This is a genomic window from Cellulomonas bogoriensis 69B4 = DSM 16987, from assembly GCF_000767165.1.
GTDB classification, from domain to species: domain Bacteria; phylum Actinomycetota; class Actinomycetes; order Actinomycetales; family Cellulomonadaceae; genus Actinotalea; species Actinotalea bogoriensis.
Genome location: NZ_AXCZ01000070.1, coordinates 1 through 13841, shown reverse-complemented (window position 1 = coordinate 13841; position 13841 = coordinate 1). Strand labels below are relative to the sequence as shown.

Here is a 13841-nt window from a genome sequence, read left to right as displayed (position 1 = left end):
CGTCTGGCCGGTACCCGTCCGCGTGGCTGCGGGCGCGCCGCCGACCACGCTGCGTCGTTGCGGTGCTGCGCCCGCGGGCCCGCCGAGGGGGGTGGGGGTTGTGCCCGGTGCCACGCTGTGCCTTTCGACGACGAGCCTGCTGGGCTGGGGTCAGCCTCCGCAGTGGGTACGGATCAGCAGAGGGTACGGATCAAGGGGCCGGGACGTCGACCGACCCTGTCCAAGTATGTGGGCATCCGTGTGGACGTCGTGTGCGCGACGACAGGGGAATCGGCGGAGATCGACCCGACGGGCAGCCGCACTTGCGGCCGACACCCACCCCCTCCTAGTCTCCGATGTATCAGTCCGATACATCGAGTCCCTCGGTGCGGGTCAGCGGAAGGAGCGGGGTGCGCAGTCGCTCGGGAGTCCTGGAGGTGGCCGTCCTCGGCCTCCTCCACGACGCGCCCATGCACGGGTACGAGCTGCGCAAGCGCCTCAACCTCATGCTCGGCTCGTTCCGGGCGTTCTCCTACGGGTCGCTGTACCCGTGCCTGAAGGACCTGGTCCGCCGCGGGCTCATCACCGGCAGCGACGCCTCGGCCACGCCCCCGCCCCACGCACTGAGCGGCAAGCGGTCGCGCATCGTCTACGAGCTCACCGCCGACGGCAAGGAGCACCTGGCCCAGGTCCTGTCCAGCTCCGGCCCCACGGCCTGGGAGGACGAGCACTTCGACGTGCGTTTCGCGTTCTTCGGGCAGACGGACGCCGAGACCCGGATCCGCATCCTCGAGGGCAGGCGCACCCGCCTGACCGAGCGGCTCGACCAGGTCCGCCAGTCCGCCGCCCGCACCCGCGAACGGCTGGACGAGTACACCCTGGAGCTGCAGCGACACGGCCTGGAGCAGGTCGAGCGCGAGGTCCGGTGGCTCGACGGACTGATCGACAACGAGCGCGGCAACCGCCGCGACCCGGCACCACGGACCGGTCGACCGACCGCGTCCGAGCACGCTGACGACGTCACGTCGCAGCACCGAGAGAGATCTGAGGAGCGAGGATGAGTTCGATCCGCGTCGCCATCGTGGGCGTCGGCAACTGCGCCGCATCGCTGGTCCAGGGCGTCCACTTCTACGCGGACGCCGACCCGCAAAGCACGGTGCCAGGCCTGATGCACGTCCAGTTCGGCCAGTACCACGTCTCCGACATCGAGTTCGTGGCGGCGTTCGACGTCGACGCCAAGAAGGTCGGGTTCGACCTCTCCGAGGCGATCGGCGCCAGCGAGAACAACACCATCAAGATCGCCGACGTGCCGCCGCTGGGCGTCACGGTGCAGCGCGGCCACACCCTGGACGGGATCGGCAAGTACTACGCCGAGACCATCGAGGAGTCCGACGCCGAGCCGGTCGACGTGGTCCAGGCCCTCAAGGACGCCCGCGTCGACGTCCTGATCTGCTACCTGCCCGTCGGCTCCGAGGACGCCGCCAAGTTCTACGCCCAGTGCGCCATCGACGCGGGCGTCGCGTTCGTGAACGCACTCCCGGTGTTCATCGCCTCCGACCCCGAGTGGGCGGCGAAGTTCGAGGCCGCGGGCGTGCCGATCGTCGGCGACGACATCAAGTCCCAGGTCGGCGCGACCATCACGCACCGCGTCCTGGCGAAGCTGTTCGAGGACCGCGGCGTGGTGCTGGACCGCACCTACCAGCTGAACGTCGGCGGCAACATGGACTTCAAGAACATGCTCGAGCGGGACCGCCTGGAGTCCAAGAAGATCTCCAAGACCCAGGCCGTGACCTCCAACCTCGAGGGCCCCCTCGGTGGCAAGAAGGAGGACCGCAACGTCCACATCGGTCCGTCGGACTACGTGGCGTGGCTGGACGACCGCAAGTGGGCCTACGTCCGCCTCGAGGGCCGTGCGTTCGGCGAGGTGCCCCTGAACCTGGAGTACAAGCTCGAGGTGTGGGACTCCCCCAACTCCGCCGGCATCATCATCGACGCCCTGCGCGCCGCGAAGATCGCCAAGGACCGTGGCGTGGGTGGCCCGATCCTGTCCGCATCGACGTACTTCATGAAGTCCCCCCCGGTGCAGATGGAGGACACGAAGGGCCGCGCGCAGCTCGAGGCCTTCATCGCCGGCGAGGGCGAGCGCTGACCGGCGTGTGACCTGCGGGTAGGACGACGGGTGGGGGCCGGGTGCGATGCACCCGGCCCCCACCCGTCCAGCCACACGAACGGGCTCAGTCCTGCAGATCCTCGGCCACGGCCCACCCCACCAGGCCCTGGACCCACGGCTCGCCGACCACCGCGGACAGCACCCGCGACCGCCCCGACCCCAGGTCGTGCCGGGTCAGCTCGACGGCGGCCGCCTCACCACAGCCGGGGCTCGACGCCACGAACAGGGCGCCGTCGGCGACCTCCACCGAGAACCTGTTGTCCCCCCTGGGCCCCGACCCCTGGACCGCACGGGTCCCGTCGCCGTCCCACACCTCGACGCCCTCGCCGCAGCCCGTCGGCCGCGACTCCACCACGTAGGCCACGCCCCCACCGGCAAGCGGGGTCCCCGACCACGGCAGAGGCTGGGGCTCGCCCTCGTCGTAGGCACGCACCCGTTCGGCGCTCTCCTCGTCCACGTCCAGGGCGAACAGGACCGGGGTGGGGTCCCACTCCTCGTCCGCGGACCCTCCCGAACCTGAGCCGTCCTCCTCCTCGTCCCCTGGAGCGCGACTGCACAGGAGCAGCACCGAGTCCTCGTCCGACCAGCCGACCGGCGCGCAGGACCTGCCGCGCAAGCCGTGCTCCACGATCCGTTCCCTGCGACCGGTGGAGACCACCACCTCGGCCCCGCTGGACCGCTCGACCACACGTCTGCCGTCCGGTGACGTCAGCGGACGGCCCCAGGTCCACGGCCCGTCGCCGACGAGGAGGGCATCCTCGTCCAGCTCGATCTCGCCACTCAGAAGGTCCAACCACCCAGGGGTCACCACACCCCCGTGCCACCTGTACTCGCCCGAGGCGCGGCCGCCCTCCTCGACGAGCACCGCGACCCGGCGCTCCCCGGCGACCCAGCGCACCGGCGCGACGTCGAGACCGTCGTCGACCTCCGCGACGCGGTAGTGGCGCCCCTCGGGCGACACCACGAACACCGTCGCCGACGAGCTCTCCCACCACTGGTCCTCGTCCCACCGGGCCGGCCGGTGCACCGTCAGCACCCACCCCGGGCCCAGGTCCCCCAGCAACGACGGCCGCAGCTCGTAGAACGGTGGCAGTCCGGCCCCCTGCTGCACCGGGCCGTCACCGCCCGTGGGCAGCTGGCCACGGGCCGGTGGCCGGTCCCGGTCCGGGGTCGCGGCCGCGACCGGCTCCACCGGGGCACTCTCCTGCCACCAGCCCTCGTTCCAGCCGTACCAACCGCCTCCGGCCACGACCGCCAGTGCGGTCACCGCCGCCGTCCACGTCAGGACCCGCCTCATCGTCAGCCTCCTCGACGCGGCCGTCGCGGACCGACCCTCGTACCCACGTGCCGCACGCCGACGTCCTAGGGTGCCGCCTCGCACGCGGGGCCGCCCCGCTGTCCACAGGAGCGTCCGGCCGGACCGGCGCGTACCCTTCCCTGGTGAGTGCCACGTGAGCGTCCTGGGAGACCTCCGCACGGTCGCGGTCCACAGCGGCTTCCGGCGCCTGTTCACCGTGCGGCTCGTCTCCCAGTGCGGCGACGGCATGTTCCAGATCGGCCTGGCGACCCTGTTCTTCTTCTCGCCCGAGCGGATGGCCACCGCCTCGGACGTGGCGGTGGCCTTCGCGGTGCTGCTGCTCCCCTTCACCGTGGTCGGCCCGTTCGTCGGACCGTTGCTGGACCGGTGGCGACGCAGGCAGGTGCTCCTGCTGGGGAACGCCACCCGGGTCGTGCTCGCCGCCGCCACCGCTGTCGCGCTGATCACCGTCGGCGTCGGCCCGGCCGTCTACGTGCTGGCACTGGTCACCCTGGCCGTCAACCGGTTCCTGCTCGCCGCGCTCTCAGCCGGGCTGCCCCGCGTGGTCCCGCGCGACCAGCTGCTCATGGCCAACACCCTGACGCCCACGCTCGGGGCGATCTCGGCGGTGGTCGGCGCCGGGCTCGGGATCGCCCTGGGGCTGCTCGTCCCGGTGGGACCGTTGCAGGACGGCCTCGTCGTGGTGGTGGCCGGGCTGTTCTTCGCCGCCGCGTCGGCCCTCGCCCTACGGCTCGGGCGGGACCAGCTCGGCCCGGACGCCCCCGGCGCCGACCTGCTGCAGGATCTGCGCGCCACCGCACGGGACCTGCTCGACGGGGCCCGCTACCTGGTCGCCCGCCGCACCCCTGGCGCCGCCCTGACCGTCATGGCCCTGCACCGCTTCCTGTACGGCGTGAACTTCATCGCGCTCATCCTCATCTCCCGGAACCTGCTCGTCGACCCCGCCGACGCGGACGCCGGGCTGGCCATGTTCGGGCTCCTGACCGCGATCTCGTTCAGCGGCAACGGCCTCGCGATCGTCCTCACCCCTCTGGCCCACCAGCGCATGAGCCCCGCGACCTGGGTGGTGGTGTGCCTGTGCCTCGGAGCGGCCAGCCAGCTGGTGCTCGCCACCGGGTACGGGTTCTGGGTGGTCGTGTGCGCCGCGGTCCTCATCGGCCTCAGCATCCAGGGCGCGAAGATCGCGGTCGACACGATCGTCCACCGTGACTCCCACGACGGTTACCGGGGCCGGGCCTTCTCCCTGTACGACATGCTCTACAACGCGGCGTTCGTGGCCGCAGCCGCCCTCGCGGCCCTCGCCCTGCCCGACACCGGGTGGTCCCGTGGTGTGCTCCTCGGGCTCGCGGCCGGGCACCTGGTGCTCGCCGTCGCGTTCCGCGCCACGCCCGCCGAGCCCAGGCAGGTCCGTTCCAACGTCTGATGTCCGCCTTGTCGTGGCCGTGACCTGCACTCATACCTCTCACGGGGTGTCGTCCGACCAGGTCAGGGCCCTACGCTGACCTGGTGAGCGCCCACACCGACGACGCCCCGGCCTCGCCCCTGTCCGGGATGCCCGACGTCCACCTGCGGGCTGCGATGACGAGCACCCTGGCGGTCACGTTGTCCGACGCCATGGCGGTGGACCACCCGTTGGTCTGGGTCAATGCCGCGTTCGAGCAGACCACCGGCTACCGGGCGCAGGACGTCCTGGGACGCAACTGCCGGTTCCTCCAGGGGCCGGGGACGGACCCTGCTGCGGTCCGCCGGTTGCGCGAGGCACTGGCGCAGGGCCACCGTGTCGCCGACACGCTCCTGAACTACCGGGCCGACGGCACACCGTTCTGGAACCAGCTCGTCATCAGCCCCGTCACGGACGCCGAGGGCCGGATCACGCACCACCTGGGCATCCAGGTCGACGTGACGGAGCGGGTCCAGGCCCAGCTGGACCGGGAGCAGGCACTCGCCCACGCCCGACGCGACGGGGAACGGTTGGCGCTGCTCGGCCGTCTCGGGGAGGAGCTCGCCCAGACCCTCGACTACGGCGCGGCGGTGCGCGCGGTCGCGCAGATCGTCGTCCCCGCCCTCGGGCAGTGGGGCTTCATCGCGGTGACCGACGACCGGCGCAGGCCCGAGCACGTCCACGTCGTGCTCGGTGACGGCGACGGGCGTGGGCCCGGCGCCACGACGCCCGAGGGCACCACGCAGGCCGGGGCGGTGTACCTCGACGTCTCAGGATGGCTGGTCCGGTCACCGGCGCTGCGCACCGCCCTGGTGGACGAGTCGGTGCGGCGCCCCTTCACCACACCCGTGGAGGCGCTGCCCGGCCCGGACGCGGTCACGGTCTCCTGCCCCGAGGGCCTGGACCGGGGTGTGGCCCTGGTCGTCCCGCTGCTGGCACGGGACCGGACCCTGGGGGTGCTCGTCCTGGCGCACCCGGACGGCTTCACCGACGAGGACGTCGCTGCCGTCACCGACGTGGGCCGACGGGCCGGGTTGGGTCTGGACAACATCCGCCTCTACGCCCGGGAGCAGGCCGCCGCACGCACCCTCCAGCACAGCCTCGTCCCGGAGGTCCCCGACGTCGAGGGCCTGGACCTGGCCGCCAGCTACCTGCCGGCCCTCACCCGCTCCGAGATCGGCGGTGACTGGTTCGACGTCCTGCCCCTGCCCGACGGGTCCGTGGGCCTGGTCGTGGGTGACGTCGTGGGCCACGACCTGCACGCCGCGGCGTGCATGGGGCAGCTCCGCTCGATGCTCCGCTCCTACGCCTGGGGCGGGGAACCCGCCGGCAAGGTCATGTCACGGCTGGACGACGTCGTCCAGGGCCTGGGGATGAGCGACCTGTGCACGGTCGTGTACCTGCGCCTGAACGGTGACCGGCTCACCTACGCCCGGGCCGGGCACCCCCCTCCCCTGCTGCGCCTGCCCGACGGCCGCGTCGAGGTCCTCAACGGGGGCCTCAGCACCCCGGTGGGGGTGCCGAACGTCACCGCCCCCGGCGACGAGGTCCACGCCGACATGCCACCGGGGTCCCTGCTCGTCGTGTACTCCGACGGGCTGGTCGAACGACGCTGGCGCACCCTGCGCCAGGGCATCACCGAGCTCTCCGAGCTGCTCGCGACCATCCCCCCGGACCGCACCGCCGAGCAGGTCCGCGACGACCTCGTGGGGCGGTTCGTGGAGCCGGTGCGCGAGGACGACACCTGCCTGCTGGTGGTACGCAGGCCCTGACCGCTCAGCCCTGCTGCTGCTCCCACCAGGCACGCAGGGCGGCCTCGGCCTCCTCCGGGCTGCGCGGGCCGTGCTCCATGCGCAACTCGAGCAGGTACCGGTACGCCTTGCCGACCACCGGGCCCGGCCCGAGGCCCAGGACCGCCATGATCTGCTCGCCGTCCAGGTCGGGACGGATCCTGGCGACCTCCTCCTTCTCCCGCAGCTCGGCGATCCGGTTCTCCAGGTCGTCGTAGGCGAAGGACAGCCGCTCGGCCTTGCGCCGGTTGCGGGTGGTGCAGTCCGAGCGGGTGAGCCGGTGCAGACGCTCCAGCAGCGGGCCGGCATCGGTGACGTACCGGCGCACCGCCGAGTCGGTCCACCCCCCGTCGCCGTACCCGTGGAACCGCAGATGCAGCTCGGTGAGCCTCGCGACGGCCCTGACGGTCTCCTTGTCGAACCGCAGGGCCTTGAGCCGGCGGGCGACCATCTTGGCGCCCACGACCTCGTGGTGGTGGAAGCTCACCCCCCCGCCGGGCTCGAACCGGCGGGTCGGTGGCTTGCCGATGTCGTGGAGCAGCGCGGCCAGGCGCAGCACCAGGTCCGGGCCCGGCACCGGGCCCGTGGGCTGCTCGTGGGTGCCGGTCTCCAGGTCGATCGCCTGCTCGAGCACGATCAGGGAGTGCTCGTACACGTCCTTGTGGCGGTGGTGCTCGTCGATCTCCAGGCGCAGCGCCGGCAGCTCGGGCAGCACGTGGTCGGCCAGACCGCTCTCCACCAGCACCTCCAGCCCCGCCCGGGGAGCCGGGGCCAGGAGCAGCTTGGTGAGCTCGTCCCGCACCCGCTCGGCCGAGACGATCGTGATCCGCTCGGCCATGGCGTGCAGGGCCTCGTGGACCTCGGGCGCGACGTCGAACCCCAGCTGGGCGGCGAAGCGCGCCGCCCGCATCATCCGCAGCGGGTCGTCGTCGAAGGACTGCTCGGCGGTCACGGGTGTGCGCAGACGCCGGCGTGCCAGGTCGGCCAACCCGTCGAACGGGTCCACGAACGTCAGGTCCGGCAGCCGCACCGCCATCGCGTTCACGGTGAAGTCCCGCCGGGACAGGTCACCCTCGAGGGTGTCGCCGAACACCACCTCCGGCTTGCGCGACGTCGGGTCGTAGGAGTCGGTGCGGTACGTGGTGACCTCGACCACCACGTCCGGCCGGGCCGGGGAGCCGTCCCGCGCGGGCCGGGCGTGGCGGCGGGCACCGATCGTGCCGAACGCCTTGCCGATGTCCCAGTGCGCGTCGCCCCACCCCGCGAGGACCTCCTGGGTGACGTCCGGGGTCGCGGACGTCGCGAAGTCCAGGTCTGCGCTGACCCGACCCAGGAACGCGTCCCGCACCGGGCCACCCACGAGAGCCAGCTCGTGACCCGCGCGGGCGAACCGCTCACCGAGCTCCAGGACGTCGGGGGTCAGGCCCGCCAGGACGCTCAGGGCACGGCGCTGCAACGCCACCAGGTCGCCAGGTCCACCAGTCGTCGCCACGGCAGACCAGCGTGCCAGATCAGCGGCGGCACCCGCGCCACCCCGGGCCTGGGGGCACAGCCCCGGCACGTGCAGCCATGGTCGTTACAGTGGCCGCATGTCCAGCGCCGTCCCCCGACCCCGGCCGGGCCCCGTCCCGACGCCACCGGGTGGCCACGCGCTGCACATCGACCCCCACCGAGCCCGGCGCACCACCCGGTCGCTGCCCGTGGTGGACGAGACGTCGGCGGGCGGGCTGGTCATCGACGAGTCGGCCGGCATGGCCCACGCCGCCGTCATCGCCCGACGCAACCGGGCCGGACGGCTGGAGTGGTGCCTGCCCAAGGGGCACCTCGAGGGGGACGAGACCCCCGCGGAGGCCGCGGTGCGGGAGATCGCCGAGGAGACCGGCATCCAGGGCCGCGTCGTCCGGTCGCTGGGGACGATCGACTACTGGTTCACCGGTGACGACCGTCGGGTCCACAAGGTCGTCCACCACTTCCTGCTCGCCGCCACGGGCGGGACCCTCACCGTCGAGGGGGACCCCGACGGTGAGGCCGAGGACGTCGCCTGGATCGCGGTCGTCGACCTGCCGGACCGCCTGGCGTACCCCAACGAGCGCAGGTTGGCGATCACCGCCTGCGCGGTGCTGTCCGGCGAGGCATGAGCGCCCGCCCCCGTGCCGCCCACCTGCTCGGCACCGTGCTCGCACTCATGGCCACCATGGTGGTGCTCACCGCACCTGCCCAGGCCACCCTGGTCGACCCCGAGGACCCGCCGCACCCCGTCGACGTGGTGCTGGACGAGCTCGACCCCCCCGTCCTGGAACCCGGCCAGGACCTGCGCGTGCACCTGACCCTCACCAACACCGGCGCCACGACGCTCGAGGAGCCGCGCGTCGTCGTCCACCTGGACCGTGGCTCGTTCATCTCCCGCAGCTCGCTGGACCGGTGGCGCGGCGCCGACCCCGAGGGCCCTCTGGGTGCCGCGATCGTCAACCACGACCTGGACGAGCCGCTCGACCCCGGCGCGAGCGTCGAGGTCGTCGTCGACGTGCCCGCCACCACCGTCGGTCTGCGCACCGGGCAGGCCTCCTGGGGGCCACGCGGCCTGGGCGCCCAGGTGGTGGACGTCGCCGACCCCGCCCGTGCCCGGCTGGGTGTGGTCCGCACGTTCCTGGTCTGGTTGCCCGTCGAGGACGTGGGCACCACCTACCTGAGCGTCGCGACCCCCCTGGTTGGCGCCCGACCCGACGGCACCGCGCAGGCCTGGGTCGACGAGCTCGAGACCCTCACCGGCCCCGAGGGCCGCCTGCGCGACGTCCTCACGGCGACCGCCGAGCACACCGGCGTCACCTGGGTGGTGGACCCGTGGCTCGTGGACGCCACGTCCGGGAGCCTCGCGGGCGTCACGCAGCAGCACGCCCGCCGCTGGGCGCTGGACCTGCTGGACGCCGCCGAGGGCCACGAGGTCGACCTGCTGCCGTACACCGACCCCGACGTCGCGGCCCTCGCGCACGCCGGTGCCTGGGACCTGCTGGACCTGGCCCGCGACCACGCCGCGGGGCGTGCGGCCGACGGGTACCTACCCCCGGAGGCCGTCGTGTCGGTCGCGTGGCCCGTCGACCCCCTTCCGGACCTCGCCACCGCCGCGTTCGTCGGAGCCGACCCCCTGGTCGTGGCGCCCGGGGCGCTGCCCACGCCCGGGATCCTCACCTACACGCCCACGGGCCGCACCACCATCACCGCCCAGGGGCGCGACGTCACCGTCCTGACCCCCGACCTGCGCCTGTCCCGTGCCGTCCAGGACGGGTCCATGGCGTGGACGCCGGCCGACGACACCACCGGCACCCTGTCACCGGCCGCGGCGGCCCAGGACCTCCTCGCCGAGACCGCGGTGATCACCCGCGAACGCCCGGCGGACCCCCGCCACCTGCTGGTGACCACCACCCGCGACTGGCACCCGGACCCCGCCGTCACCCGGGCCCAGCTCACCGCCCTGGAGGCCGCCCCCTGGGTGGTGCTGGAGCCCTTGGGCACGCTGGTGGGTGCTTCGGACGCCCCCGTCGACCGCGGCACCCTGCCCGAACGGATGCGGCACCCCGCCCAGATCCCGGCCGACCAGCTCGCCCTGGTGTCGGGCGCCGTCGACGAGCGGGAGCGCTACGCCTCGATGCTCGAGGACCCCGAGACGCTGCTCGCCGCCACCGCGGTCGAGCGTCTGGCACCCGCGTCCGCCGCATGGCGCGAGGACCCCGTGGGTCGCAGCGAGATGATCGCCCGGACCACGTCGGCGACGGCGACCCTGCGCGACTCCGTGACCGTCGTGGCCGGCGGGCCGATCAACCTCATCTCCCCCACCGGTGACCTCCGCCTGCGGGTCACGAACGCCTGGCCGGAGCCCGTCACCGTGCGGGTCGGGCTACGCCCCGACGACTCCCGGCTGCGCGCCGACACCGACGTCGAGGTCACGGTGCCCGGCTCGGGGGAGACCACCGCGGCCGTCCCGGTCCACGGCATCCAGACCGCCGACGTCGTCACGACCGTCGAGCTGCGCACCCCCACCGGTGACGTCATCGACGACTCGACCGTCATGACCGTCCGGGTCCGCGCCGAGTGGGAGGGCATCGGCACCGCCGTGATCGGCGTCCTGCTGGGCCTCGGGCTGGTGATCGGGGTGATCCGCACCGTGCGGCGCGGGCGCACCGGGACCCGCGCCGAACCGCAGAGCGAGGCCGGACCGGACGACCTGTCACCCGAGGAGGGCACCTGGTGAGCGCCGACGCGGGGTCCTCCCGAGGGCTGGGCCGCAGCACCGTCGTCATGGCGGCCGGGACGGCGACCTCCCGGGTGCTGGGCGTGGCCCGGGCGACCGTCCTGGCCGCGGCGATCGGCCTGAACGTCGGTGCCGCGGACGCGTTCGGGCTGGCCAACTGGCTGCCCAACATGATCTACATGCTGATCGCCGGGGGCGTGCTCAACGCGGTCCTGGTGCCGCAGGTGGTGCGGGCCTACCGGTCGGACCAGGGGCAGGTGTTCGTCGACCGGCTCCTGACCGTTGCCGGGGTGATCCTCCTGGGCGTGTCGGTGCTGGTCACCGCAGCGGCGCCGCTGGTGGTGCGCCTGGCCACCGACTCCAGCGACCCCGACTTCATCCGACTGTCCACCACGTTCGCGTTCTGGTGCCTGCCCCAGATCTTCTTCTACGGCGTGTACGCCCTGCTCGGTCAGGTGCTCAACGCCAAGGGCGTGTTCGGCCCCTACATGTGGGCACCGGTGGTGAACAACGTGGTGGCGATCGCCGGCCTGGCCGCGTTCATCGGGGTGTACGGCAGCTACGACGAGGGCGCCCCGCTCGCGTTCGGCGGGTGGGACGTGCCCCAGGTCACCCTGCTCGCGGGCACGGCCACGCTGGGTGTGGCGACCCAGGCCCTGGTCCTGGTGGTGCCCCTGTACCGCAGCGGGTTCCGCTACCGCCCGCGCCTGGGATGGCGGGACGCCGGCCTGGGTTCGGCCGGCCGGGTCGCGGGCTGGACGTTCGCCGCCCTCGTCGTCGGTCAGCTGTCGATCCTCATGGTCGTGCGGGTCACGTCCTCGGTGCGGGACGCCGGTGGGGCGGGGCTGGAGCTCGCCGGCAACAACGCCTACAACTACGCGTTCCTGATCTTCATGCTGCCGCACTCCCTGGTGACGGTGTCCCTGCTGACGGCCCTGTTCACGCGGCTGTCCGGGCACGCCGCCGACGGCGACGTGGACGGCGTGCGCGCCGACACCTCCTACGGGCTCCGGGTCATGGGGGTGTTCACGGTCCTGGCGACCGCGGTGCTCATGGTCCTCGCTGTGCCGGTGTCGCGCCTGGTCGTCCTGACGGTCACCCCCGAGGAGGTCTCGGCCCTGGCCGCGGTGGTCCTCGCCCTGCTGGCCGGCCTGGTCGCGCTCGGCGTGTGGTCCCTGGTGCAGCGGGTCCACTACGCGTTCGAGGCCGCCCGCGACCTGTTCTGGCTGCAGGTCCCCATGGCCCTGGTCGTGGCCGGTGGGACGCTCGCGGGCTCGTGGCTCCTGGCCCCCCGCTGGTGGACCGTGGCCGCCGGGGCGTCCATCGCGGCGTCCTACGTGCTCGGTGCGGTGCGGGGGATCCTCGCGGTCCGGCGCCGGCTGGGTCCGCTGGGTGGTGGGGTCGTGGGGGTGCACCTGCGGGCGGCGCTCGCGGCGCTGGCCGCGTCAGCGGTCGGGTGGCCGCTGGGCCTGCTGCTCGGGGACGTGGCCGCGTCCCCCGGTCGAGCGCTGGCCGCTTGCGTGGTGGTCGCCCCCGTGATGGTCGTGGTGTACGTCGCGATGCTGCGCCTGCTGGGGGTACGTGAGCTCGACGACCTGCTCGCCCCCCTGCTGCGGCGGCTGGGCCGTACCATGAGGACCCCGGGGGACCAAGGCCCTGAGCCCCCTCCCGGTGGTGGCAGCGGACCCGGAGGTGATCGTCTGGACGGCATGGTGATCGGGCGCGGGACGAGCCTGGCCGGTCGGTACCGGTTGGTCGACCCCGTCGAGTCCGATCTTCCCGGCGCCCAGTGCTGGACGGCGCACGACGACATCCTGGACCGCACCGTCCGGGCGGTCGTGCTGCGCGAGGGTCGGGTCGCGGAGGCGATGGACGCCGCACGGCGCGCGTCGCTGGTCTCCGACCCCCGGCTGCTGCGGGTCCTGGACGTGGGCCGCCACGAGGGTGTGCCCTACGTCGTCACCGAGCCCTTGGCCGGCAGGGACCTCGCCGAGCTCACCGAGCACGGTCCTCTGCCCGCCGACCAGGCCCGGGCGATCGTCGGCGAGGCAGCCGTGGCGCTCGAGGTCGCCCGTCGGCGCGGCGTGCACCACCTGGCCCTGCGCCCCACGAGTGTGACCGTCACCGACGACGGCTCCGTGGTGGTCAACGGGCTGGCGCTGGACGGGGAGCTGCGCGGCGAGGTGCCCACGGACGCCCTGGCCACGACCCGCACCGACACCGTGGGCCTGGTGCGCCTGCTGTACCTGACGTTGACCGGTCGCTGGCCCGAGAGCCCGTCCGAGGACCCGGGTGCCACGTCGGCGCCCGTGGTCCTGGGAGCCCCTGTGGCCCCCGCCGAGCTGTCGCCCGGCGTCCCGAACGACCTGGACACGCTGTGCGCGGTGACACTGGGCCCGCACGACGACGGCCCGCACACCCCCGGGGAGCTGGTCCGCGAGCTGGAGCCGTGGGCCGAGATCGCCGCACCGGAGCTGTTCGGCGCGCTGGACGCGGCGTCCCAGTGGCGGGCGGCCATCACCGAGCACCAGGTGACCGGCGAGGACACCTGGGCACCCGAGGGGCACGAGTCCGCCTTCGAGTCGCCCGCCGCTCCTCCTGACCAGACGACCGAGGACGGGAGCGACCCGGTGCCCGAGAAGGACCTGGCCGACAAGGACGCAGCCGAGACGGACGCAGTCGGCACGGACCCGGCCGACACGGACCCGGCCGACCGGGGCCCGTCCGCGAAGGCGACCGACGCCTCCGGCGCGGCCAGGCCTGACCCCTCGCTCACCGAGGAGGAGCTCGACGCCCGGTCGGTCGTCCCTGCCTACGTCCAGCGCCAGTCGGTGCGTACGACCGCTCCGGTCACCTCGACGGCGCCCAACCCCGCGACGCCCCCGCCGGCGCCGCCT

The 13841-nt window shown here is 73.4% G+C and carries 9 protein-coding genes; 7 read left to right on the top strand and 2 right to left on the bottom strand.

All coding sequences use genetic code 11. The features are described from left to right. Window positions 1–389 precede the first annotated feature (389 nt). Both N869_RS08130 and N869_RS08125 read left to right on the top strand, forming a co-directional pair. A complete protein-coding gene (locus N869_RS08130) occupies window positions 390–1040 on the top strand; it encodes a PadR family transcriptional regulator (protein WP_035060058.1) in 651 nt (216 codons plus the stop codon). Further along, the gene (locus N869_RS08125) at window positions 1037–2128 is read left to right on the top strand and encodes an inositol-3-phosphate synthase (RefSeq protein WP_035060056.1); all 1092 of its coding nucleotides are present in this window, start codon (window positions 1037–1039) and stop codon (window positions 2126–2128) included. Before N869_RS08130 ends, N869_RS08125 begins: the two co-directional genes overlap by 4 nt. Window positions 2129–2213: 85 nt before the next feature. Here the strand turns inward: N869_RS08125 and N869_RS08120 are convergent, their stop codons facing one another. Next, window positions 2214–3446, bottom strand: a complete 1233-nt coding sequence (locus N869_RS08120) for a hypothetical protein (protein ID WP_035060054.1) — start codon at window positions 3444–3446, stop codon at window positions 2214–2216. Between the two features lie 154 nt (window positions 3447–3600). On the opposite strand from N869_RS08120, the gene N869_RS08115 reads away from it, so the two are divergent. Beyond that, a complete protein-coding gene (locus N869_RS08115; RefSeq protein WP_035060052.1) occupies window positions 3601–4890 on the top strand; it encodes an MFS transporter in 1290 nt (429 codons plus the stop codon). Between the two features lie 83 nt (window positions 4891–4973). Next, window positions 4974–6680 (top strand): SpoIIE family protein phosphatase, encoded by a 1707-nt coding sequence (locus N869_RS18765; protein WP_156968437.1) that lies wholly within the window; start codon window positions 4974–4976, stop codon window positions 6678–6680. Window positions 6681–6684: 4 nt separating this feature from the next. On the opposite strand, the gene N869_RS08105 is transcribed toward N869_RS18765, so the two are convergent. Then, window positions 6685–8190 (bottom strand): CCA tRNA nucleotidyltransferase, encoded by a 1506-nt coding sequence (locus tag N869_RS08105; RefSeq protein ID WP_052105248.1) that lies wholly within the window; start codon window positions 8188–8190, stop codon window positions 6685–6687. Between the two features lie 97 nt (window positions 8191–8287). On the opposite strand from N869_RS08105, the gene N869_RS08100 reads away from it, so the two are divergent. The 3 genes from N869_RS08100 to N869_RS17715 all read left to right on the top strand — a co-directional run. Then, on the top strand, window positions 8288–8836 hold the full coding sequence (locus N869_RS08100; RefSeq protein WP_084136708.1) for an NUDIX hydrolase: 549 nt from the start codon (window positions 8288–8290) through the stop codon (window positions 8834–8836). Beyond that, a complete protein-coding gene (locus tag N869_RS08095) occupies window positions 8833–10944 on the top strand; it encodes a DUF6049 family protein (protein ID WP_035060050.1) in 2112 nt (703 codons plus the stop codon). Before N869_RS08100 ends, N869_RS08095 begins: the two co-directional genes overlap by 4 nt. Then, the coding region (locus N869_RS17715; RefSeq protein ID WP_232229661.1) for a murein biosynthesis integral membrane protein MurJ at window positions 10941–13841 on the top strand (2901 nt) is incomplete at its 3' end. The genes N869_RS08095 and N869_RS17715, both read left to right, overlap by 4 nt.

Coding starts and splice junctions, on each gene's coding strand:
- N869_RS08120 (WP_035060054.1), bottom strand. CDS start 3,446: ATGAGGCGGGTCCTGACGTGGACGGCGGCGGTGACCGCACTGGCGGTC.
- N869_RS08100 (WP_084136708.1), top strand. CDS start 8,288: ATGTCCAGCGCCGTCCCCCGACCCCGGCCGGGCCCCGTCCCGACGCCA.
- N869_RS08095 (WP_035060050.1), top strand. CDS start 8,833: ATGAGCGCCCGCCCCCGTGCCGCCCACCTGCTCGGCACCGTGCTCGCA.
- N869_RS08125 (WP_035060056.1), top strand. CDS start 1,037: ATGAGTTCGATCCGCGTCGCCATCGTGGGCGTCGGCAACTGCGCCGCA.